We start from the raw sequence: 19635 nt of genomic DNA on the forward strand, positions 1-19635 counted from the left end.
GCGACCTTGTGGGGAACCTACAAAGAGCCCTGGTGCGGTGGACGGTTCGTTCCCTCTGTGGCTTGTCCCTCTGGAACTTGTCCCTCCTGTAACAGGAGGTCCTACGGTCCGGAGCATGAAGATCATCGTTCATGACACGGCGTCCGCCATGCTCGACCTCCTCCGCCGCCCGCTGGAGGAACGGCCCGACGCCCTGCGGGAGTTGCTCAGCCCTCTGCAGGACGTGATGTCCGTGGTGGGGGACATGGTCCAGATGCACGAGATGGGCAGCGGCTTCCGGATCGATCAGGAGGACCCGCGCTACCTGACGGCCCTGGCGCAGATGCGCGACGCGGGGGTGTGGGAGCAGGTCGAGAGCTCCCTCGCAACGGCATGGGAGCGCCTGAGCGGTGCGGTACCCGGGATCAAGAGCGCCGAGACCGTCCATGTCGTCCTGGTGCTCGGCGACCCTGACGACGAACTCCTGGCGGGCGTCGCCGGCTACACCGGCATGGGCGGCATCCCGGGGGCGATCCAGCTGACGATGTGGCCCACCGAGACCAGCCTGGCGAAGATCGGCCACGCCGCCGCGCACGAGCTCCACCACAACGTGCGCTACGCCAATGTGGTCTGGGACCCGGCGGCGGTCACGGTCGGTGAGCAGGTCGTGGCGGAAGGGATGGCCGAGGCGTTCGTACGGGAACTGGCGGGCGAGCAGGCCATGGGGCCCTGGGCGACGGCGCTGTCCGGCGCGGAACTGGACGACGCCTACGAGAAGGTCACGGCCGGGATCGACGTGGCCGGGATGCCGAACCTGCCCGCGTACGTGTACGGCGACAGGACCACGCGGGCCATGGGGCTGCGACCCGTGGGGCTGCCGGACTTCTCCGGGTACGCGGTCGGGCTGCGGATCGCGGACGCCCACCTGGCGGCCTCCGGCCTGACCGCCGCCCAGAGCGTCGCGCTGCCGGCCCGCGACATCCTCACGAACGCGGGCGTACCGACCAGCGCGTGACCCGTACCGCCGAGGCCGCGGCGGTACGGCCCGGCGAGGTGCGCGACACTGAGCCGATGACCGGTGACGCCCACGAGCAGCGCCCGGCCCTCGCCGACGAGGGCCTCACCGTCGGCCGGGTGGCCGCGCTCGCCGGGGTCAGCGTGAAGGCGCTGCACCACTGGGACGCGATCGGCCTCGTCCGCCCGAGCGGGCGTACCTGGGCCGGATACCGGGTGTACTCGGGCGACGACGTCGCCCGGATCCACCGGGTCCTGGTCTACCGGGAGCTCGGGCTGCCGCTCGCCGAGGTCGGCCGGATCCTCGACGACCCCGGTGCCGACGCGCGCGACCACCTGCGCCGGCAGCGGTCCCAGCTCGTGGAACGGATCTCCCGCCTGGAGAAGATGGTGCACGCGGTCGATCGCATGATGGAGGCGTCCAAGCCCGGGATCCGGCTGACGCCGGAAGAGCAGATCGAGATCTTCGGTACCGACTGGCGGCCCGCCTGGGTCGAGGAGGCCGAGGAGCGCTGGGGCGACAGCGCGCAGTGGGCCCAGTACGCGGAGCGGGCGGCCGGGATGACGCCGGAGGACTGGAAGGAGGTCGCGGCGGCGACCCACGCCCTGCACGCCGACCTCGCCACCGCGATGCGCGCCGGCGTCGTACCCGGCTCCGTCGAGGCGAACGCCCTCGCGGAAAGGCACCGCGCGTCGATCTCGCGGTACTTCGACTGCACGCACTCGATGCACGCGTGCATCGGCCGGATGTACGCCGGCGATCCCGCGTACGTCCAGAGCTTCGACGCGATCGCGCCGGGCCTGGCCGTCTGGCTGCGCGACGTCATCTTCGCGAACTCCGAGTCCCACGGTGTCGACCCGGAGTCCGCGACCTGGGAGTGATGTCAGCGGTCCGAGAGCAGGACCGGGCCGCCGATGTTGGTCGTGCCCAGCGTCCAGAGCGCGCCGGAGACGGGATCGACGGCCAGGGCCTTCACGAGGATGTTGCTCCGGAACGGGACGGCCGGCGTCGGCACGCGCTCCCAGGCGCCGCCGCGGTAGCGGATCAGGCCGGGCGCGGAGGGCGGATCCGTGGCGTGGCCGCTGGCCCACAGGGTCCCGTCCGGCCCGCGCACGATACGGCTGAGCGAGTTGAGCCCGGCCGGTACGGCGACGCGCTTCCACGCCGTTCCGTCCCAGCGCAGCAGGGTCGGCTTGCCCCCGCTGGTGACCCAGTCGACGCCGACCGCCCAGGCCTCGCCGGACGGCAGCGCCAGCACGTCGGTGATCGTCCCCAACCGGGGGGACTGCTCCACCTGGACCTGCTTCCAGGACGTGCCGTCCCAGTGGAACGCCTCGACGGTTTCGGAGTACTCGGCGACCTCGCCGAAAAACCAGATGTCATCGGCCGACCGCACGTGCAGATTGTGCTGCCACTTCACTGTCGGGAGCGTGGTGAGATGCGCCCAGGCCCCGTTCGTCCAGCGGTAGACGTCCTCGGTGGTCGACAGCCACACGCCCGACGCGTCGGCCTGCAGATGCGCGGCGTTCGTGCCCGGCGGCAGCGCCACCTCCGTGAACGCCGAGCCGGTGAAACGCCCGATGTAGGGATCGGTCGAGTTGTCGGCGGCGTACCTGCTCCCGGAGATCCACACGTCCTCGGGACCGACGGCCTCGACGTTGTTGATCGTGGCGCGATTCGGGATGCCGCCGAGGTCGTACTCCCTCCAGCCGCCGTTCGTCCAGCGCCGAACGACCGGGTTGCCGGGGATCGTGCGCCCGGTGCCGGGGATGGGGCCCGGGACGATCAACTCGCCCTGGTGGCCGGCGATCCAGACGCTGTCGGCGGACGCCGCCGCGACGTCGTAGAGGTCGTTGCTCGGCCAGAAGAAGGGCAGCGACACCTGCTTGAAGTCGCCGGGCGTACCGAGCAGCGCGGGCGCCGCGGCGGCGGGGGAGGCGAGCCCGGCGGCGGCGAGGACACCGGCGGCCAGCGCGCTGGAGATCTTGAGTCGGAACATGGATGCCAGTATGTACTGGCGCTATCGAGGCTTCTTGTCACGTCCTGCACAAACTCGCCACGTCCGGCACGAACTCGCTCTCTTCGGCACAAACTCGCCCCTTCGGCACAAACGAAGGAGTCCGGCACCCGCGACAGGGAGGTGGCACGCGCTGCCATCCGATACCGGCTCGAGGTGGCGCCGCTGGGGTGCGGCGACACGTGGCGGTCGTGCCTCGTCTCCCGCGTCGTACGGCCGGCGACGTCACCCGCCGGTCGAGGGGCGGCCCGCGATCAGGTCGGCGACGGCGGTGCCGAAGCGCTGGACGGGGCGGCGCAGCCGGTCATCGCGCGCGGTGGCGCGGGCGAGTTTGCGGTCGCCGTACCGGCGGCGGGCCCAGGGGGATCCGGGACGGGCCAGCCGAATCGCGCCGGCCATGGCCACGACGCCGATGAACAGGCCGATCAGGCCGGTCCAGAGCTTGCCCTTCGCCAGCGCGACCAGAGTGACCGCCAGGTTGAACAGCAGCGTCAGCGCGACCACCCAGACCGTGCCCTCCTCGCCCCTGTCGTCGCCGATGCCGAGCGGGTGCAGCCCCAGCAGCGCCAGGCCGCACAGGGCGATGGCGATGAAGACGACCTCGACCGACAGCCGCCCCTGCTCGGACCAGTAGACGTCTTCCAGGTGGAGGACGAGGGCGAACTCGTCCAGGACCAGGGCCGTTCCGGCTCCGAACACGCCCGCCAGCACCCCGGCCACGGCCGACGTACCGTCGATCACCGTCAGGCCGCCTATCCCGCCCACGCACATGAACACCAGCCCGAACACCACATGGTGGATGTGGTGGCCGCCCGGCGTGACATTTCCCGGCCACCAGCGTGCCCCGCGCCGGATCATCCGCACGCTGAACCGGATGAACAGGAACGCCGCGATGAACGCGACGAGGAAGACCGCCAGCCGCAGCCTCCCGCTGTCGACGATCTCCCGCGTGAACCAGGCTCCCATGAACAGCGTCATGCCCAGCCGGAGGTGTCCCGAGGGCAACGCCCGCGTCACCATCGCGTAGGGACCCATGACGGAAGGCGATCGCCGGATCGGCCCGCGGAACGCCTTGTGGCCGTCGCCCCTATCCCAGGTCGAGGTGGCGCAGCTGGGCGCGGCGGGCGATGCCGAGCTTGGGGAAGATCTTGTGCAGGTGGTAGCCGACGGTGCGCGGGCTGAGGAACAGGGTGGTGCCGATCTCGCGGTTGCTGAGTCCCTGGGCCGCGAGCCGGGCGACCTGTAGCTCTTGCGGGGTGAGCCGCCCGGTCAGGCCGGCCGGCCGGTGGTCGGGGGCGCCACCCAGCGCTCGCCGCTGGGTACGGGCGTGTTCGGTCCACTGGGACGCGCCGAGCCGGTGGAACAGTGTGACGGCCGTGCGGAGGTGCTGCCGGGCCTGGGTGGGGTGGCGGTTGCGGCGGAGCCATTCGCCGTGGAGGGCCTCGGTGCGGGCCTGCTCGAAGGGGAGTTGTGCCAGGCCGGCGGCTGACGCGGACCTCGCGTAGAGCTTGTCGGCGTCGGGGTCCTCGCCATGCGCGGCGAGCAGCGCCTGGCAGCGGAGGACCTGGGCCTCGACCCACGGCGAGGTCCGGCCGCGGGCCCAGGTGGCGATGCCGGTCACGGCCCGTTCGGCCGCTTCCGTCTGCCCGCTGCGCAGGGCGGCTTCGACGAGGTCGGCGGTGGCCTTGCGAGCCGTGTCGGGATGGGCGCTGGGGCCGGGCCGGGCGAGCGAGGCGAAGTGCTCGAAGGCCGTGCGGTTGTCGCCGGTGGCCAGGGCCAGGAGCCCCTGCCCCCAGGCGGTTCGTGCCGCGGCCTGCCGGTGGCGGGTGCGCCAGGCCAGAGTGAGGGCCGTGTGGCTGTACGCCTGGAGGCCCGGGTCGTCCGCGCGGACGGCGGCGAACCGCGCGAGATGTGATGCCATGTCGGCCTGGCGGGCCTGGTGCTCGGCGTCGTCGGCGTGGCACAGGCCTTCCTCGGCGTGGGCGACGCCCTCCTCCCAATGGCCCAGTTGGAACTCGATGTCGGCGAGCCTGCTCAGTGCCACGGTGAGCAGGCCGAAGATTCCATCGGCCCGCAACCGGTCGGTCACCCGCAGGCCGAGGTCGCGGGCGGCGGTCGGATCGGGGCCGCGACATGCGACGAGCAGGGCGTACAGCCCCCGGCGGGGATCGCCGTCGCCGAGGTCGGTGTCGATCGCTTCGTGTAGGCGTGCGCCCAGGTCCTCCTCTGGAGCGAGGCGGTCGTCGATCGAGGCCGCCAGCAGGTGTGCGAGCGGGCGGTAGGCGGTGGCGGCCGGATGGGCGGCCAGCCGGTGTGCCAGGGATCGTGCGGTCGCGATCTCGCCGGCCTGCCAGGCGGCGTCGGAGGCGACGAGGAGGAGGGTCGCGGTCTCGGCGGGGGCGGCGGTGTGCGTGTCGTCGACCGAGTCCGCCAGCCGGGCGGCGGCGATCATCTGGTCGCCGGCGTACCACTGGATGTAGCCCTGCAGCCGCTCCAGGGCCACGTCGGTGTCATGGGTGCCGGTTCCGTCCGTGGCCGGCGGTCCGGCGGGAATCGCCGCCGCTTGCCGGGCCAGCGAGCGGGCGCGTGCCGATTCCCCTGCCTTCCAGGCGTCGTACGCGGCCGTGGCGAGGTGGTGGCGGCGGCGGGCCGGGATCCGGGTGAGTTGCGCGACCCGCTGATGGACCACGGAGCTCGCCGCGAGGCCGCCGCCTTTCCGCAGTGCCGCGGCGTGGTGGACGAGCGCCGCCGCGCGCTGCTCGTCGGTTCCCGTGGCGGCCAGCGCGCGGTGCCATGCCGCCCGGGCGGGATCATGGTCGTCGAGCTCGGCGGCGAGGGCTTCGTGCGCGGCGACCCGGGAGGCGAACGGCGCGTCGTGGTACACCGCCGACCGCATCAGCGGATGCCGGAATCCCAGCGCGCCCCTGGACGCGGTCATGGTGCCGACGGTGACGAGACGCGCGGTCTCGGCCGCGGACAGGGTGTCCGCGGTCAGGCCGATCCGGGCCATGGCCGCGAGAACCGTCTCGGGACGGCCGGTGTCATCGGCCGCGACGACGACCAGCGCCCTGCGGGTGGGTTCGGGCAGCGTCCGCAGGCGGTCGGTGAAGGCGTCCCGGAGCCGGTCGGTGAGCGGGACGGTCCTGGCCATCGAGGCCATGGCCGACAGGTCGCCGGTGTCGCCGGTGGCGGCCAGTTCCAGCAGTGCGAGGGCGTTGCCGCCGGTGTGCTCGGTGAGCCTCTCGATGGCCGGTCGCGGGGGAGACCAGCCCTGTCCGGCCAGCAGGTCGCGGACGTCCGCCGTGGCCAGGCCGGCCAGGGGAAGCACGGGAAGGCCCGTCCGGGCGAAGGGGTCGGTGCGGTCGAGGTCGCGCCGGGCGATGAGGACCGCGACCGGATCGGCGGTGAGGCGGCGGGCGGCGAACAGGATCGCCCGGGCCGACTCGCCGTCCAGCCAGTGCGCGTCGTCCACCACGACCAGTAGCGGGCGCTGCGCGGCCAGGGATCGCCAGGCGGCCAGGACGGCGGGACCCGCCGTGCCCGGGGTGATGACGGGATCGGCGACGGCCGTGGCGGACCGGGGCACCGGCCGCAGTCCGCCGATGGTGGTGCCGTGCTTCGCGCCCAGATCGCCGAGCCGGTCGCCGGCCGGGGCGAGGAGCTGCTGGAGTCCCGCGTAGGGCAGGTCGATCTCCGACTCCATGCCGCCGCAGCGCAGGACCGTCATGTCGGTGGCCCGGGCCACGGCGTCGTCCAGGAGCGCGCTCTTGCCGATCCCCGGCTCGCCCTGCAGTACCAGGACCTGACCGCGGCCTCCCCGCGCGTCCGTCAGCAGTGCGGCGATGGCCTCCCGTTCAGAATCCCGTCCGAAGATCACTTCTTCAGCCTAACCGGGCATCACCGACCGGTCGTTTCGACAGATACCGGCCGTGCCGCCCCCGCTGAGAGTGGGATCTGGGTCCGACCGGCGGACATCGACGGCGAAGAAGGGGATCATCATGACCAGCACCGAGAGCACCGAGAGCACCGAGAGCACCGAGAGCACCGGAAGCACCGACGGCAGGGAGCCCGCCCGGCTGGGCCGCCGGCTGGTTTTGGCCGGCACGGCAGCGGGGATCGCGGGACTGGCCGCGGTCGCGGCGCCGGCGGCGACGGGCCGGCAGGCGGCGCACGCGGCGCCCGCCAGGGCCGAACGGTTCGCGGGCAAGGTCGTGATCATCACCGGTGCCACCTCCGGGATCGGCGCGGCCACGGCCCGCGCGTTCGCCGCCGAGGGCGCCAAGGTCGCCTTCTGCGGCCGCCGGGAGAAGCTGGGGCGCCAGGTCGAGGCCGGCATCCGCAAGGCGGGCGGGGAGGCCGCCTACATCCGGGCGGACGTCCGGGACGAGCGGCAGATCAGGGCCTTCGTCGACCGGACGGTCAAGCGCTACGGCGGGCTGGACGTCGCCTTCAACAACGCCGGGGTCAACTGGTTCAAGCCGCTGCACGAGATCACCGCGGCCGAGTACGACGACATGCAGGACACCAACGCCCGCGGGGTCTTCCTGGCGATGAAGTACCAGATCCCGCATCTGATCGAACGCGGCGGCGGCGCGATCGTGGTGACCTCCTCGCTCGGAGTCGAGATGGCACGTCCCGGCGGCTCGGCCTACTCCGGCAGCAAGGGGACCCTGGAGGGGATCGTGAAGGCGGCGGCGCTCGACTACGGCAAGCACAACATCCGGGTCAACGCCATCCAGCCCGGCACGATCGACACCCCCATGGTGCGCGGGGGCTTCCCCGACCTCAGTGATCAGGAGTGGGAGCTGGCCAAGAAGGCGTTCGCCCAGCTCAACCTCGACGGGCTGCCCCGGATGGGCGAGGCCGCCGACATCGCCGCCTCGGTGCTGGCACTGGCCGGCGGCGAATTCGCCTACATGACCGGTGCCTCCGTCATGGTCGACGGCGGCGCCACCGCGGGCCGCCGGATCAACATTCCCCAACTGTGATCACGCGGCCACCGCACCGCTGCGCCGCTTGCACCGTCGGATCGCGGGGCACTGACGGGCGGGAGGGGATTGGCCGTGAGTGGTCATTGATGACGTGCTGGTGTGTTTGCGGGGGTTACCTTCCTAAAAACGCGTGTCGGGGGATGTGCGCGTTTCGGGTACTGGCGGCGCTTCGGGTACTGGCAGCGCTTTCGGTACTGACACGGGTACTGACAAAGGAGTCGTATGCGCATCCGCCCTCGCAGGCGCGCGGCACTGGCCGGGGCAGTGGCCCTGGGCATGCTCGCGCCGCTCACCGTTTCCGGACCGGCCGAGGCCGGCACCCACTCGCTGGACGAGGCCTTCTCCCGCGTGCTGGTCAAGCGGGTCACCGGCAAGAACGTCAACAAGCACCTGAAAGCGTTCCAGGCGATCGCCGACGCCAACGGCGGTAACCGGGCGGCCGGATCGCCGGGCTATGACGCCTCCCGCGACTACGTGGCGAACAAGCTGCGGCGCGCGGGCTACAAGGTCCAGTTGCAGCCGATCAACTTCGTGGAGAACTGGAGCGAGAACTCCGCGCCGGTGCTGGCGCAGCAGTCGCCGACGCCGAAGACCTACACGCCCGGCACCGACTTCTTCACCTTCCGGCCCTCGCCCCCGGGCGACGTGACCGCCGAGGTCCAGGGCGTCGACCTGACGCTCCCGCCCGCGCCGGCACCGAACACCAGCACCAGCGGCTGCGAGGCGGCGGACTTCGCCGGCTTCGTGTCCGGCCGCATCGCCCTGATCCAGCGCGGTACCTGCCCGTTCGTCAACAAGGTGCAGAACGCCAAGGCGGCCGGTGCGACCGGCATCATCGTCTTCAACGAGGGCCAGCCCGGCCGTACCGACCCGTCCCCGCTCGACATCGGCGAGTGGCGGGCCGGGATCCCGATGGTCTTCTCCAGCTTCGCGGTCGGCAACGAACTGGCCGCCAACCCCGGCACGGTGGTACGGCTCAAGGTCGACGCCAACCTGGTACTGGGCACCAACCACAACGTCATCGCAGAGTCCCGGGGCGGCAACCCCGGCAACGTGGTGATGGTCGGCGCCCACCTCGACAGCGTGCCCGAAGGGCCGGGAATCAACGACAACGGCTCGGGCAGCGGGGCCATCCTCGAGACCGCTCTGCAGATGAGCAAGTTCCCCGTACGCAACAAGGTGCGGTTCGCGTTCTGGGCCGCCGAGGAGATCGGGCTGCTCGGCTCCGACCAGTACGTCGCCGCCCTGTCCGAGGCCGAGCGCGACAGGATCCGGCTGTATCTGAACTTCGACATGGTCGCCTCACCGAACTACGCCTTCAAGCTGTACGACGGTGACGACTCCGACGCCACCGGCTCGCCGGCGGGCCCGCCCGGATCGGCACAGATCGAGAACCGGCTGGAGAAGTTCTTCGACGGCCGCGGCCTGGGGCACGTGGGCACCGACTTCGACGGCCGCTCGGACTACGGCCCGTTCATCGCGATCGGCATCCCGTCCGGAGGCATCTTCACGGGCGCCGAAGGCATCAAGACGCCCGCCGAGGCCGCCCTGTTCGGCGGTACCGCCGGCGTCGCGTACGACGTCTGCTACCACGTGGCCTGCGACACCCTCGCCAACGCCAACCAGACGGCGCTGGACGTCAACGCCGACGCGATCGCCGACTCCACCGCGCGATACGCGTTCAGCACCAGGTCCATCCCCGACCGCAACCGCGCGCTGATGCTGACCGGAAGGGCCGGTAACGCGGCACGCTGATCCAGTGTGATCGTCCAGTGTGACCGAGGGTGAGCGGCCGGCCCGGCCGCTCACCCTCGATGCGTGCGGTGCCTCAGGCGCCGTTCACGGTGATCGCCAGGCCGGTCATGTGTGGCGGATGTGGCAAATGTCGCGATGTGGCAACATTGCGTACGTGACCAGCAAGCCCACCGCGGCGCAGCGCCTGAGCGACCTCGCGCGGCTGCGCCGTGTCCGGGACCGGATCGACCGGGAGTACGCGCAGCCGCTGGACGTCGAGGCGCTGGCGCGGGGCGTGAACATGTCGGCCGGGCATCTCAGCCGACAGTTCCGCCTCGCTTACGGTGAGTCGCCGTACGGTTACTTGATGACGCGGCGGATCGAGCGTGCGATGGCGCTGCTGCGCCGGGGCGATCTGAGCGTGACCGAGGTCTGCTTCGAGGTCGGCTGCTCGTCGCTGGGCACGTTCAGTACGCGCTTCACCGAGCTGGTGGGGGTTCCGCCCAGCGTCTACCGGCGCGAGGGGGCCAGTGCGACGGTGGGGATGCCGTCGTGCGTGGCGAAGCAGGTGACCAGACCCGTCAGGAATCGAGAAGCGCCGCTTACCGGGCCACGCCTAGCGTGACCGTCATGGACATCACCATCCACAGCGGCTTTCTCCCGCAACGGCCGGTACAGATGGAGACTCGATGAGCAAGGCCACCACCACGCCGGACGCGCAGCCGCCTGTGCCGCACGTCGCCGACAGCCACGACCTGATCCGGGTGCACGGCGCGCGCGAGAACAACCTCAAGGACATCAGCATCGAGATCCCGAAGCGCCGGCTGACGGTGTTCACCGGCGTCTCCGGCTCGGGCAAGAGCTCGCTGGTGTTCAACACGATCGCCGCGGAGTCGCAGCGGATGATCAACGAGACCTACAGCACCTTCGTGCAGGGCTTCATGCCGACGCTGGCACGGCCCGAGGTCGACGTCCTCGAGGGGCTGACGACCGCGATCATCGTCGACCAGCAGCGGATGGGGAGCGACCCCCGTTCCACCGTCGGTACCGCCACCGACGCCAACGCGATGCTCCGCATCCTGTTCAGCCGGCTCGGCGATCCGCACATCGGCTCGCCGCAGGCGTTCTCCTTCAACGTCGCCTCGATCAGCGGCGCGGGCGCGGTCACCGTGGAGCGCGGCGGCAGAACCCAGAAGGAACGGCGCAGCTTCACCATCACCGGCGGCATGTGCCCGCGCTGCGAGGGCCGGGGCCAGGTCACCGATATCGACCTGACCCAGCTCTACGACGACTCCAAGTCGATCTCCGAGGGCGCGTTCACCATTCCCGGCTGGAAGTCGGACAGCTTCTGGACGGTACGGGTCTACGCCGAGTCGGGCTTCGTCGACCCGCACAAGCCGATCCGCAAGTTCACCAAGAAGGAGCTCGACGACTTCCTCTACAAAGAGCCGGTCAAGGTGAAGATCGAAGGCGTCAACCTCACCTACGAGGGGCTGATTCCGAAGATCCAGAAGTCCTTCCTGTCCAAGGACAAGGAGGCGATGCAGCCGCACATCCGGGCGTTCGTGGAGCGGGCCGTCACCTTCACCTCCTGCCCCGAGTGCGGCGGCACCCGGCTCAGCGAAGGGGCCAGGTCGTCCCGGATCCGCGGGATCAGCATCGCCGACGCGTGCGCGATGCAGATCAGCGACCTGGCCGAATGGGTCCGCGGCCTCGACGAGCCGTCGGTGGCGCCGCTGCTGGAGACGCTGCGGCAGACCCTGGACTCGTTCGTGGAGATCGGGCTGGGCTACCTCTCGCTCGAGCGGCCGTCGGGCACGCTGTCGGGCGGCGAGGCGCAGCGCGTCAAGATGATCCGCCACCTCGGCTCCTCGCTCACCGACGTCACCTACGTCTTCGACGAGCCCACCATCGGCCTGCACCCGCATGACATCCAGCGGATGAACAACCTCCTGCTGCGGCTGCGGGACAAGGGCAACACGGTGCTCGTGGTGGAGCACAAGCCGGAGACGATCGTGATCGCCGACCATGTCGTCGACCTCGGTCCGGGCGCCGGTACGGCGGGCGGCACCGTCTGCTTCGAGGGCACCGTCGAGGGGCTGCGGACCGGCGGTACCATCACCGGCCGCCACTTCGACGACCGCGCCGCGCTCAAGGAGAAGGTGCGGACGCCCACCGGCACGCTGGAGATCCGCGGCGCGAACAAGCACAACCTGCGCGACGTGGACGTCGACATCCCGCTCGGGATCCTGACCGTCCTCACCGGCGTCGCCGGCTCCGGCAAGAGCTCCCTGGTGCACGGGTCGATGCCCGCCGGCGCGGACGTGGTGTCGATCGACCAGACCCCGATCCGCGGCTCGCGGCGGAGCAACCCGGCGACCTACACCGGCCTGCTCGACCCGATCCGCAAGGCGTTCGCGAAGGCCAACGGCGTGAAGCCGGCGCTGTTCAGCGCCAACTCCGAGGGCGCCTGCCCCAACTGCAAGGGCGCCGGCGTCATCTACACCGACCTGGCGATGATGGCCGGCGTCGCCACCACCTGCGAGGAGTGCGAGGGCAAGCGGTTCGAGGCCTCGGTGCTGGACCACCACCTCGGCGGCCGCGACATCAGCGAGGTGCTCGCGATGCCGGTGGACGAGGCCGTGGAGTTCTTCGGCGCCGGCGAGGCGAGCACGCCGGCCGCGCACCGCATCCTCGACCGGCTCGCCGACGTCGGGCTCGGCTACCTGACCCTCGGCCAGCCGCTCACCACGCTGTCCGGCGGCGAGCGGCAGCGGCTCAAGCTCGCCACCCACATGTCCGAGAAGGGCGGCGTCTACATCCTCGACGAGCCGACCACCGGACTGCACCTGGCCGATGTCGAGCAGCTGCTCGGCCTGCTCGACCGGCTCGTCGACTCCGGCAAGTCGGTCATCGTCATCGAGCACCACCAGGCGGTCATGGCGCACGCCGACTGGATCATCGACCTCGGTCCCGGCGCCGGCCACGACGGCGGCCAGATCGTCTTCGAGGGCACCCCCGCCGACCTCGTCGCCGCCCGCTCCACCCTCACCGGTGAGCACCTCGCGTCCTACATCGGCACCTGACCAGGCCCCCGCGGACACCGCGCCCCACGTGGACTCTCGATGGCAGCAGCGGAACGGGCCGGGGCGGAGGACTTCCTCCACCCGGCCCGGTCGGTGAAGCCGGAAAGCACCGAAGCCGCAAAGGACCGGAGCCGGAAAGAACCGGAGGCGGAAAGGACCGGAGGCGGAAAGGACCGGAGGCGGACCGGAGAGGAACAGGAGAGGGGTAGGAAAGGGGCAGAAAGCGCGCGTGGCGGTGATCTTGAGAGTCCGGCGCCGCTATGCTTCGACTGACGCGAACCGCCCCGCTCTCCTAGGAACCGCCCTTCATGACGGAGACCCCGCCTTCCGCCGATCTGCGCACCGACGAGCCGCACCCCGCGCGGGTCTACGACTTCTATCTCGGCGGCAAGGACCATTTCAGCGTCGACCGCGAGTTCGGCCGGCGGATTCTGAGTATCTGCCCGCAGTTGCGGCCGCTGGCGCAGGCCAACCGCCGATTTCTGGCCCGTTCCGTCGGTGTGCTTACGCGCGACTACGGAATCCGGCAGTTCCTGGATCTCGGCACCGGGCTGCCGACCTCGCCCAACCTGCATGAGGTCGCCCAGGGCATCGCCCCCGAATCCCGGGTGGTGTACGTCGACAAAGATCCGATCGTGCTCACCCACGCCCGGGCATTGCTGAGCAGCCGTCCCGAGGGCGTCACCGACTACATCGACTCGGATGTCGTCGACATCGACCGGATCATGCGGCAGGCGGCCCGGACGCTGGACTTCAGCCGGCCGGTCGCGGTCAGCGCGCTGGCCCTGTTCCACTTCCTGCCCGACCCCCAGCCGGCCGACCTGCTGGCCCACCTCCGCGACCGGCTCGCCCCCGGCAGTTTCCTGACGATCAGCCATGTGCTCCCGGCGCTGCGGGAGGTCGCCGAGGCGTACCAGGGGACGATGGGCCTGGGCGCACTGCGGGCCCCGGACGAGATCACCGCCCTGTTCGGGGACTTCGAGATGCTCGAACCGGGCCTGGTCGACCCCTTCCGCTGGCTGCCCGAACTGGATCCCGCCGAACGGGAGCCCAGCGACGAGATCGCCGATCTGGGGGCCTGCGCGGTCGCCCGCAAACCGGCGGCGAACTCACCGCTCTGAGCCGGAGATCCGGGCCTGACCTGGGGATCAGGGTCAGGCCCGGGGGCCGGGTCGGTCTTGGGGCTCCGGGTCAGTACCGGTTCGTTTCGGCGTCCTGGGCCAGGCCCTCGTCGATCGCTTCCACGGACACCTCCTTGATGCCGAGGTGGTCCTTGGCGATGCGTCCGAGCGTGGGCAGGCTCTTGCGGTCGGGCCAGGTCGCGGGGTCCCAGAGCGACGAGCGTACGAAGGCCTTCGAGCAGTGCATGTACAGCTCTTCGACCTCGATGAGGGCCGCCAGCCGGGGCCGCTTGCCCTGCACGGTCAGGTCGTCGAAGAACGGGGCGTCCGAGACGAGCGTCGCGCGGCCGTTCACGCGCAGCGTCTCGTTCATGCCCGGCACGAGGAACAGCAGCCCGATCCGGGGGTTGCGCAGCAGGTTGCGGAAGCTGTCGATCCGGTGGTTGCCGGGGCGGTCGGCGATCGCCAGCCGGTGGTCGTCCAGGACCAGGACCGACCCGGCGGGATCGCCTCGGGGCGAGACGTCGCAGGCGCCCTCCGCGTCGGAGGTGGACAGCAGCACGAACGGCGAGTGCGCGATGATCGTTCGCGCGTGCTCGTCGATCCGGGCGATGTCCTTGTCCCACATGGCCTGCGACGGCTCCAGGACGATCTCGCGGAGCTGGGCCTCGGTCGTCACCGTACGGATCTCAGAAGGATGCACTGTCCGAATATAAGGTAGGCCTCACCTGCTTTGAGATCTTCGTGGGACCGGGAGTCCGCCATGACCAGGGACACCCGCACGCTGCCCGCCCTCCCGGCGGGGCCGGTCGAGATGCCGTTCTCGATCCTGAGCTGGAGCGAGGCCTTCGCCCGCGACACCGTCTGGAACGAGCATTCGCACCCGTTCCATGAACTTCTCTGGAACGAGCGGGGCGCGTCCACGGCCGTGGTGGGGCCGCGGGTGTGGACGGTCACGCCCGCCCTGGGCCTGTGGATGCCCGCCGGCACGCTGCATTCCGGTTCGGCGACGGCCGGTACCTGGTGCCGCGCCGACTTCTTCGGCTTCGGCACCATGTCCTCGATCTCGGCCGTCCCCGTCGGGGTCGAGATCACCCCGCTGCTCCGGCTGCTGCTGGAGCGGCTGGCGGACGCGGAGCTGTCGGCGGAGTCGCGGGGGCTGACCGAGGCGATGGTGCTCGACGTACTGCGGCCCTCCTCGCGGGAACTGCTCGTGCAGATGCCCGTCTCGGACCTGCTGCGCCCGATCGCCGAGGTGGTACGGAACGATCCCGGTGATCAGCGGACGCTGGCGGACTGGGCGTCCCGCCTGGGGGTGAGCGCCCGTACGGTCACCCGGGCCTTCAACGCGGAGACGGGCACCAGTTTCGCGCGGTGGGTCGCGGCGGTGCGCGCCCAGCACGCGGTCGAGCTGCTGAGCCTGGGCTGGGAGATCGACGTCGTGGCCGAGGAGGTCGGCTACCGGTCGGCGAGCGCGTTCGGCGTGGCCTTCCGGCGGACGACCGGGCTGACCCCGGGAGCGTTCCGGGCGGCCTGAGTCCGCCGCTCGGTGTCCCGATCTCGATAACGGGTGTCCCAAAGGCTTGATTGCGACAAGTCGGGCATTCCTCTTAAGGTGCAGACCAAGGCAAGCCTTACCTAAGTCTTGGCCCGACCTGAGTGGCCCTGACCTGCGGCTGTTCCTGAAAGTGGAGTACGGATTGAAACGTCCACGTAGCCTTCGCATCCTCGCCGTCCTGGCCGTCCTGGCCGGTAGCATCGCGGCCTGCGGCGACTCGTCGGAGACCAAGCAGGCGAGCACGGGCGGCGCCGCCGACGCCTTCCCCATGACGATCAAGCACGCGCTCGGGACGGCCACCGTTCAGGCGAAGCCGAAGCGGGTGGCCACGGTCAACTGGGCCAACCACGAGGTGCCGCTCGCCCTCGGCGTCGTCCCGGTCGGCATGGCCGCCGCGAACTTCGGCGACGACAACGGCGACGGGGTCCTGCCCTGGGTGGACGAGCGCCTCAAGGAACTCAAGGCCAAGACGCCCGTGCTGTTCGACGAGACCGACGGCATCGACTTCGAGGCCGTCGCCGATACCAAGCCGGACGTGATCCTGGCCGCGTACTCGGGCCTGACCCAGCAGGACTACGACACGCTGAGCAAGATCGCTCCCGTGGTGGCCTTCCCGGACGCCGCGTGGGCCACCCCGTGGCGCGAGATCATCAAGCTGAACAGCAAGGCGATCGGCCTGGCCGCCGAGGGCGACCGGCTCATCGGCGGCATCGAGGGCGACATCAAGCGGGTCGTCGCGAAGTACCCGCAGCTCAAGGGCAAGTCGGCGATGTTCATGACGCACGTCGACCCCAACGACGTGAGCCAGGTCGGCTTCTACACGACGCACGACACCCGCACGCTGTTCTTCGAGGACCTCGGGCTGACGATCCCGGCCAGCATCACCGAGGCGTCCAAGGGCACCGACAAGTTCGCGCTGACCCGGAGCGCCGAGCAGATCGACGTGTTCGACGACGTCGACATCATCACCGGGTACGGCGACGAGAAGGGCACGCTGCTCGGCAAGCTCGGCAAGGACCCGCTGCTGTCGAAGATCCCCGCCGTCGAGCGCGGCTCGATGTACCTGCTGCCCGACAGCAAGCCGCTGGGCACCGCCGCGAACCCGACACCGCTGTCGATCTCGTGGGTGCTGGAGGACTACGTCAAGGCGCTCGCCGAGGCCGCGGACAAGGTCAAGTGACGACGGCCGTCACCGACCGCGCGCCGGACACCGCCCTCGTGCGGCGTCCGGCGCGCATCCGGATTTTCTGGCTGCTGGTCATGGTCCTGGTGCTGGCCGCGTTCATGGTGGTCTCCGTCGCCGTGGGCTCGCGGGACGTCGCCTGGTCCGATGTCTGGGCGGCGCTCGGCGGCGCGGACGACACCCTCGAGCAGGCGGCGGTCACCAAGCGGATGCCGCGGACCCTGCTCGCGGTGCTCATCGGCGCCGCGCTCGGCCTCTCCGGGGCCGTCATGCAGGGCGTGACCCGCAACCCGCTGGCCGACCCGGGGATCCTGGGCGTGAACATGGGCGCGTCGCTCTCCGTCGTGACCGCCGTCGCGTTCTTCGGGCTCGCCTCGCCGATCGGATACATCTGGGTCGCGATGGCGGGAGCCGCCGCCTCGGCCGTGTTCGTGTACACCGTCGGATCCCTCGGGCGCGGCGGAGCCACGCCCCTCAAGGTCGCGCTCGCCGGTGCCGCCACGTCGGCGGCCTGTGCGTCCCTCGTCAGCGCCGTCGTCCTGCCCCGCAACGACATCGCCGGGAGCTTCCGGCTCTGGCAGATCGGCGGGGTCGGCGGCGGGTCGTACGAGCGGATCGGGCAGGTCCTGCCGTTCCTCGCCGTCGGCTTCGCCGTGTGCCTGCTGTCCGGCCGGGCGCTGAACTCGCTGGCCCTGGGCGACGAGCTCGCCGCCGGGCTCGGGGAGCGCGTCGCCGTCATCCGCGCCACGGCCGCCCTCGGCGCCGTCGTACTGTGCGGCGCGTCGACGGCCGTCGCGGGCCCGATCGGCTTCGTCGGACTCGTCGTCCCGCACGCGTGCCGCCTGCTCGCCGGCGTGGACCACCGCTGGCTGCTGCCGTTCTCCACCCTGGCCGGCGCCTCGCTGCTCACCGCCGCCGACGTGGTCGGCCGCGTGGTGGCCCGTCCCTCGGACGTCGAGGTGGGCATCGTGACGGCGCTGATCGGCGCCCCGTTCTTCATCCACATCGTCCGCCGTCAGAAGGTACGAGAGCTGTGACCGCCACCGCCGACGCGCCCCCGGCCAAAGTCACGCCCGCCGGCCCGCGGGCGTCCGTCGTTCAGGCCGTCGCGCGCGGCCGGCGCCGGCGCGCCGTCCGGCGCCGCGCCGTGGTCCTGACGCTGGCGCTGCTCATCGTCGCGGGGTTCGCCGTGACGCTGATGGTGGGGCAGACGTTCTACCCGCCGCTCGACGTGGTCCGCGTCATTCTCGGCGAGCAGGTCCCGGGGGCGTCCTTCACGGTCGGGGAGCTCCGGCTGCCGCGGGCCGTCCTCGCCGTGACCGTCGGATTCGGCTTCGGCCTGGCCGGCGTCACCTTCCAGACGATGCTCCGCAACCCGCTGGCCAGCCCCGACATCATCGGCATCAGCTCGGGCGCCAGCGCCGGGGCGGCCATCGCGATCGTGTCGCTCGGCCTCGGCGGTACGCAGGTGTCGATCTTCGCGATCGTCTCCGCCCTCGCCGTCGCCCTGCTGATGTACACGCTGGCGTTCCGGGACGGCGTCGCCGGTACGCGGCTCATCCTGATCGGCATCGGGACCGCCGCGTTCCTCGACAGCATCACCTCCTACGTCCTGTCGCGGGCCGCCGAGTGGGACCTCCAGGAGGCCCTGCGCTGGCTGACCGGCAGCCTCAACGGCGCGACCTGGCAGCAGGCGATGCCCGCCCTCGTCGCGGTGGCCGTCCTCACCCCCGTCCTGCTGGGCCTGACGCGCGATCTGTCGGCGATGCAGCTCGGCGACGACACCGCCGCCGCCCTCGGGGTACGCGTCGAGCGCACCCGCGTCGCGGTCATCGTCACCGCCACCGCCCTGATCGCCTTCGCCACGGCGGCGGCCGGGCCGGTCGCGTTCGTGGCGTTCCTGTCCGGCCCCATCGCGGCCCGGCTCGTCGGTACGGGCGGCTCCCTGCTGCTGCCCGCCGGGCTCGTCGGCGCCCTGCTGGTCCTCGTCGCCGACTTCACCGGGCAGTTCGCGTTCGATGCCCGCTACCCGGTCGGCGTCGTCACCGGCGTCCTCGGCGCGCCGTACCTCGTCTATCTGATCGTCCGCACCCATCGGGCCGGAGGCTCACTGTGACCACGTCCCACTCCCTGCAGGCCGAGCGCCTCACGCTCGGCTACGGCGACCGCGCCGTCATCGAGTCCCTCGACCTGGCCGTGCCGCCCGGCAAGGTCACGGTCATCGTCGGCGCGAACGCCTGCGGGAAGTCGACACTGCTGCGTTCCCTGTCCCGGCTGCTCTCACCCCGGGAGGGCCGTGTCGTCCTGGACGGCAGGGAGGTGCACCGGATGCCCGCCAAGGAACTGGCCCGTACGCTCGGGCTGCTCCCTCAGTCGCCGGTCGCGCCCGAGGGCATCACCGTCCTGGACCTGGTCTGCCGGGGCCGCCACCCCCACCAGGGGATCTTCTCCCGGTGGAACGCCAAGGACGACGCCGCGGTCGCCGCGGCCCTGGAGGCGACGCGGACCACGGACCTCGCCGACCGGGCCGTCGACGAGCTGTCCGGCGGGCAGCGCCAGCGGGTCTGGATCGCCATGGCGCTGGCCCAGCAGACCGACCTGCTCCTGCTGGACGAGCCCACCACGTTCCTCGACCCCAGCCACCAGATCGACGTCCTGGACCTGCTGACGGACCTGAACCGCACCCGCGACACCACGATCGTGATGGTCCTGCACGACCTCAACCTCGCCGCCCGCTACGCCGACCACCTCATCGCGATCGCCGGCGGACGGCTGCACGCCGCCGGCACCCCGGCCGAGGTCCTCACCGAAGAGAGCGTCCGCACCGTCTTCGACCTCGACAGCCGCATCATCGAAGACCCCGTCTCCGGGCGTCCCCTGATGCTCCCCATCGGCCGCCACCACGTCCGTTCGGAGCCCGCCCCGGCGCCTTCGTGAAACCCGGTGCTTTC

At 71.2% G+C, this 19635-nt stretch carries 16 protein-coding genes; 12 read left to right on the plus strand and 4 right to left on the minus strand.

Annotation, left to right across the window (positions count from 1 at the left end):
* Window positions 1-115: 115 nt before the first annotated feature.
* Together ACH34Q_RS21850 and ACH34Q_RS21855 are read left to right on the plus strand one after the other, a co-directional pair.
* Window positions 116-994: a DUF2268 domain-containing protein gene (locus ACH34Q_RS21850; RefSeq protein ID WP_395984855.1), complete on the plus strand. Its 879-nt coding sequence runs from the start codon at window positions 116-118 to the stop codon at window positions 992-994.
* Window positions 991-1875: a MerR family transcriptional regulator gene (locus tag ACH34Q_RS21855; RefSeq protein WP_395984856.1), complete on the plus strand. Its 885-nt coding sequence runs from the start codon at window positions 991-993 to the stop codon at window positions 1873-1875. The genes ACH34Q_RS21850 and ACH34Q_RS21855 overlap by 4 nt, the downstream gene beginning before the upstream one ends.
* A 2-nt stretch (window positions 1876-1877) precedes the next feature.
* Here ACH34Q_RS21855 and ACH34Q_RS21860 read toward each other — a convergent pair whose 3' ends face one another.
* The 3 genes from ACH34Q_RS21860 to ACH34Q_RS21870 form a co-directional block, all read right to left on the minus strand.
* Window positions 1878-2993: a hypothetical protein gene (locus ACH34Q_RS21860; RefSeq protein WP_395984857.1), complete on the minus strand. Its 1116-nt coding sequence runs from the start codon at window positions 2991-2993 to the stop codon at window positions 1878-1880.
* 243 nt (window positions 2994-3236) lie between these two features.
* On the minus strand, window positions 3237-4046 hold the full coding sequence (locus tag ACH34Q_RS21865; protein WP_395984858.1) for a hypothetical protein: 810 nt from the start codon (window positions 4044-4046) through the stop codon (window positions 3237-3239).
* Window positions 4047-4098: 52 nt separating this feature from the next.
* Window positions 4099-6888 carry an AAA family ATPase gene (locus ACH34Q_RS21870; RefSeq protein ID WP_395984859.1) on the minus strand — a complete coding sequence of 930 codons (2790 nt, stop codon included), beginning with the start codon at window positions 6886-6888 and terminating at the stop codon, window positions 4099-4101.
* 121 nt (window positions 6889-7009) lie between these two features.
* On the opposite strand from ACH34Q_RS21870, the gene ACH34Q_RS21875 reads away from it, so the two are divergent.
* The 5 genes from ACH34Q_RS21875 (at window position 7010) to ACH34Q_RS21895 (ending at window position 13943) form a co-directional block, all read left to right on the plus strand.
* Window positions 7010-7999, plus strand: coding sequence for an SDR family NAD(P)-dependent oxidoreductase (locus ACH34Q_RS21875; protein ID WP_395984860.1), 990 nt, complete (start codon window positions 7010-7012; stop codon window positions 7997-7999).
* Window positions 8000-8224: 225 nt separating this feature from the next.
* On the plus strand, window positions 8225-9757 hold the full coding sequence (locus ACH34Q_RS21880; RefSeq protein ID WP_395984861.1) for a M28 family peptidase: 1533 nt from the start codon (window positions 8225-8227) through the stop codon (window positions 9755-9757).
* Between the two features lie 127 nt (window positions 9758-9884).
* The gene (locus ACH34Q_RS21885; RefSeq protein WP_395984982.1) at window positions 9885-10361 is read left to right on the plus strand and encodes a helix-turn-helix transcriptional regulator; all 477 of its coding nucleotides are present in this window, start codon (window positions 9885-9887) and stop codon (window positions 10359-10361) included.
* Window positions 10362-10425: 64 nt separating this feature from the next.
* Window positions 10426-12822, plus strand: coding sequence for an ATP-binding cassette domain-containing protein (locus ACH34Q_RS21890; RefSeq protein WP_395984862.1), 2397 nt, complete (start codon window positions 10426-10428; stop codon window positions 12820-12822).
* A gap of 308 nt (window positions 12823-13130) precedes the next feature.
* Complete coding sequence (locus ACH34Q_RS21895; protein WP_395984863.1) at window positions 13131-13943, plus strand: SAM-dependent methyltransferase; 813 nt, start codon at window positions 13131-13133, stop codon at window positions 13941-13943.
* Window positions 13944-14013: 70 nt separating this feature from the next.
* Here ACH34Q_RS21895 and ACH34Q_RS21900 read toward each other — a convergent pair whose 3' ends face one another.
* A complete protein-coding gene (locus tag ACH34Q_RS21900) occupies window positions 14014-14646 on the minus strand; it encodes a pyridoxamine 5'-phosphate oxidase family protein (protein WP_395984864.1) in 633 nt (210 codons plus the stop codon).
* A gap of 60 nt (window positions 14647-14706) precedes the next feature.
* On the opposite strand from ACH34Q_RS21900, the gene ACH34Q_RS21905 reads away from it, so the two are divergent.
* From ACH34Q_RS21905 to ACH34Q_RS21925, 5 genes are all read left to right on the plus strand, one after another.
* Entirely contained in the window at window positions 14707-15480 is a 774-nt protein-coding gene (locus ACH34Q_RS21905) for an AraC family transcriptional regulator (protein WP_395984865.1), read from the plus strand.
* A gap of 163 nt (window positions 15481-15643) precedes the next feature.
* A complete protein-coding gene (locus ACH34Q_RS21910; protein WP_395984866.1) occupies window positions 15644-16681 on the plus strand; it encodes an iron-siderophore ABC transporter substrate-binding protein in 1038 nt (345 codons plus the stop codon).
* Window positions 16678-17721, plus strand: coding sequence for a FecCD family ABC transporter permease (locus ACH34Q_RS21915; protein ID WP_395984867.1), 1044 nt, complete (start codon window positions 16678-16680; stop codon window positions 17719-17721). Before ACH34Q_RS21910 ends, ACH34Q_RS21915 begins: the two co-directional genes overlap by 4 nt.
* Complete coding sequence (locus tag ACH34Q_RS21920) at window positions 17718-18800, plus strand: FecCD family ABC transporter permease (protein WP_395984868.1); 1083 nt, start codon at window positions 17718-17720, stop codon at window positions 18798-18800. The genes ACH34Q_RS21915 and ACH34Q_RS21920 overlap by 4 nt, the downstream gene beginning before the upstream one ends.
* Complete coding sequence (locus tag ACH34Q_RS21925; protein ID WP_395984869.1) at window positions 18797-19621, plus strand: ABC transporter ATP-binding protein; 825 nt, start codon at window positions 18797-18799, stop codon at window positions 19619-19621. The genes ACH34Q_RS21920 and ACH34Q_RS21925 overlap by 4 nt, the downstream gene beginning before the upstream one ends.
* The last annotated feature ends 14 nt before the right edge of the window (window positions 19622-19635 follow it).

Origin of the sequence: Actinomadura sp. 9N407, from assembly GCF_044326315.1 — a bacterium.
GTDB lineage: Bacteria > Actinomycetota > Actinomycetes > Streptosporangiales > Streptosporangiaceae > Spirillospora.